We start from the raw sequence: 3,324 nt of genomic DNA, 5'->3' as shown, positions 1-3,324 counted from the left end.
TACTCTCACATGGGGAAACCCCACACTACCATCGGCGATGCATCGTTTCACTGCTGAGTTCGGGATGGGATCAGGTGGTTCCAATGCTCTATGGTCGTCAAGAAATTCGGGTACTGAGTCGCGGCCAGCTGGCCTCGCTTCAGCAAATTGGGTATGTGATAGCTTCGGTGTTTTGTGAGATTCGAACTTTCGGTTCGTTTCGTCTTCACACACCGCAATCTGGTCTCTTTGCTTTTCAGCTCGGAGCATACAAATTGCTTGGGTGTTATATGGTCAAGCCTCACGGGCAATTAGTACAGGTTAGCTCAACGCCTCACAGCGCTTACACACCCTGCCTATCAACGTCGTAGTCTTCGACGGCCCTTCAGGGGACTCAAGGTCCCAGTGAGATCTCATCTTGAGGCAAGTTTCCCGCTTAGATGCTTTCAGCGGTTATCTTTTCCGAACATAGCTACCCGGCAATGCCACTGGCGTGACAACCGGAACACCAGAGGTTCGTCCACTCCGGTCCTCTCGTACTAGGAGCAGCCCCTCTCAAATCTCAAACGTCCACGGCAGATAGGGACCGAACTGTCTCACGACGTTCTAAACCCAGCTCGCGTACCACTTTAAATGGCGAACAGCCATACCCTTGGGACCGGCTTCAGCCCCAGGATGTGATGAGCCGACATCGAGGTGCCAAACACCGCCGTCGATATGAACTCTTGGGCGGTATCAGCCTGTTATCCCCGGAGTACCTTTTATCCGTTGAGCGATGGCCCTTCCATACAGAACCACCGGATCACTAAGACCTACTTTCGTACCTGCTCGACGTGTCTGTCTCGCAGTCAAGCGCGCTTTTGCCTTTATACTCTACGACCGATTTCCGACCGGTCTGAGCGCACCTTCGTACTCCTCCGTTACTCTTTAGGAGGAGACCGCCCCAGTCAAACTACCCACCATACACTGTCCTCGATCCGGATAACGGACCTGAGTTAGAACCTCAAAGTTGCCAGGGTGGTATTTCAAGGATGGCTCCACGCGAACTGGCGTCCACGCTTCAAAGCCTCCCACCTATCCTACACAAGCAAATTCAAAGTCCAGTGCAAAGCTATAGTAAAGGTTCACGGGGTCTTTCCGTCTAGCCGCGGATACACTGCATCTTCACAGCGATTTCAATTTCACTGAGTCTCGGGTGGAGACAGCGCCGCCATCGTTACGCCATTCGTGCAGGTCGGAACTTACCCGACAAGGAATTTCGCTACCTTAGGACCGTTATAGTTACGGCCGCCGTTTACCGGGGCTTCGATCAAGAGCTTCGCGTTAGCTAACCCCATCAATTAACCTTCCGGCACCGGGCAGGCGTCACACCCTATACGTCCACTTTCGTGTTTGCAGAGTGCTGTGTTTTTAATAAACAGTCGCAGCGGCCTGGTATCTTCGACCGGCGTGGGCTTATGCAGCAAGTGCTTCACCCTCACCGGCGCACCTTCTCCCGAAGTTACGGTGCCATTTTGCCTAGTTCCTTCACCCGAGTTCTCTCAAGCGCCTTGGTATTCTCTACCCAACCACCTGTGTCGGTTTGGGGTACGGTTCCTGGTTACCTGAAGCTTAGAAGCTTTTCTTGGAAGCATGGCATCAACCACTTCGTCACCCAAAGGGTAACTCGTCATCAGCTCTCGGCCTTAGAATCCCGGATTTACCTAAGATTCCAGCCTACCACCTTAAACTTGGACAACCAACGCCAAGCTGGCCTAGCCTTCTCCGTCCCTCCATCGCAATAACCAGAAGTACAGGAATATTAACCTGTTTTCCATCGACTACGCTTTTCAGCCTCGCCTTAGGGACCGACTAACCCTGCGTCGATTAACGTTGCGCAGGAAACCTTGGTCTTTCGGCGTGGGTGTTTTTCACACCCATTGTCGTTACTCATGTCAGCATTCGCACTTCTGATACCTCCAGCAAGCTTCTCAACTCACCTTCACAGGCTTACAGAACGCTCCTCTACCGCATCACTTGCGTGATACCCGTAGCTTCGGTGTATGGTTTGAGCCCCGTTACATCTTCCGCGCAGGCCGACTCGACTAGTGAGCTATTACGCTTTCTTTAAAGGGTGGCTGCTTCTAAGCCAACCTCCTAGCTGTCTAAGCCTTCCCACATCGTTTCCCACTTAACCATAACTTTGGGACCTTAGCTGACGGTCTGGGTTGTTTCCCTTTTCACGACGGACGTTAGCACCCGCCGTGTGTCTCCCATGCTCGGCACTTGTAGGTATTCGGAGTTTGCATCGGTTTGGTAAGTCGGGATGACCCCCTAGCCGAAACAGTGCTCTACCCCCTACAGTGATACATGAGGCGCTACCTAAATAGCTTTCGAGGAGAACCAGCTATCTCCGAGCTTGATTAGCCTTTCACTCCGATCCACAGGTCATCCGCTAACTTTTCAACGGTAGTCGGTTCGGTCCTCCAGTCAGTGTTACCTAACCTTCAACCTGCCCATGGATAGATCGCCCGGTTTCGGGTCTATTCCCAGCGACTAGACGCCCTATTAAGACTCGCTTTCGCTACGCCTCCCCTATTCGGTTAAGCTCGCCACTGAAAATAAGTCGCTGACCCATTATACAAAAGGTACGCAGTCACCCAACAAAGTGGGCTCCCACTGCTTGTACGCATACGGTTTCAGGATCTATTTCACTCCCCTCTCCGGGGTTCTTTTCGCCTTTCCCTCACGGTACTAGTTCACTATCGGTCAGTCAGTAGTATTTAGCCTTGGAGGATGGTCCCCCCATATTCAGACAAAGTTTCTCGTGCTCCGTCCTACTCGATTTCACTTCTAAGATCCTTTCGCGTACAGGGCTATCACCCACTATGGCCGCACTTTCCAGAGCGTTCCGCTAAAATCAAAGAAGCTTAAGGGCTAGTCCCCGTTCGCTCGCCACTACTAAGGGAATCTCGGTTGATTTCTTTTCCTCAGGGTACTTAGATGTTTCAGTTCCCCTGGTTCGCCTCTTGCACCTATGTATTCAGTACAAGATAACCATCTTATGATGGCTGGGTTCCCCCATTCAGACATCTCCGGATCAAAGTCTGTTTGCCGACTCCCCGAAGCTTTTCGCAGGCTACCACGTCTTTCATCGCCTCTGACTGCCAAGGCATCCACCGTATGCGCTTCTTCACTTGACCATATAACCCCAAGCAATCTGGTTATACTGTGAAGACGACATTCGCCGAAAATTCGATCTTGCTCAAAGAGCAACTCACAAATTTTACCTTAGCCTGATCCGTTACCAGTGAAAGTAACGTTCAGTCTATCTTTCTATCACATACCCAAATTTTTAAAGAACGA

The 3,324-nt window shown here is 51.4% G+C and carries 2 rRNA genes; both read right to left on the bottom strand.

From position 1 onward, the window contains the following. Positions 1-102, bottom strand: a 5S ribosomal RNA gene (gene rrf / locus AC09SL_RS29305); the annotation flags it as partial. 167 nt (positions 103-269) lie between these two features. After that, positions 270-3,161: ribosomal RNA gene (locus AC09SL_RS29300) — 23S ribosomal RNA — on the bottom strand. Between the last annotated feature and the right edge of the window lie 163 nt (positions 3,162-3,324).

Source organism: Pseudomonas sp. PF05 (genome assembly GCF_056521845.1).
The sequence above is the reverse complement of the archived record's forward strand: the minus strand, read 5'-3'. Positions and strand labels throughout refer to the sequence as shown.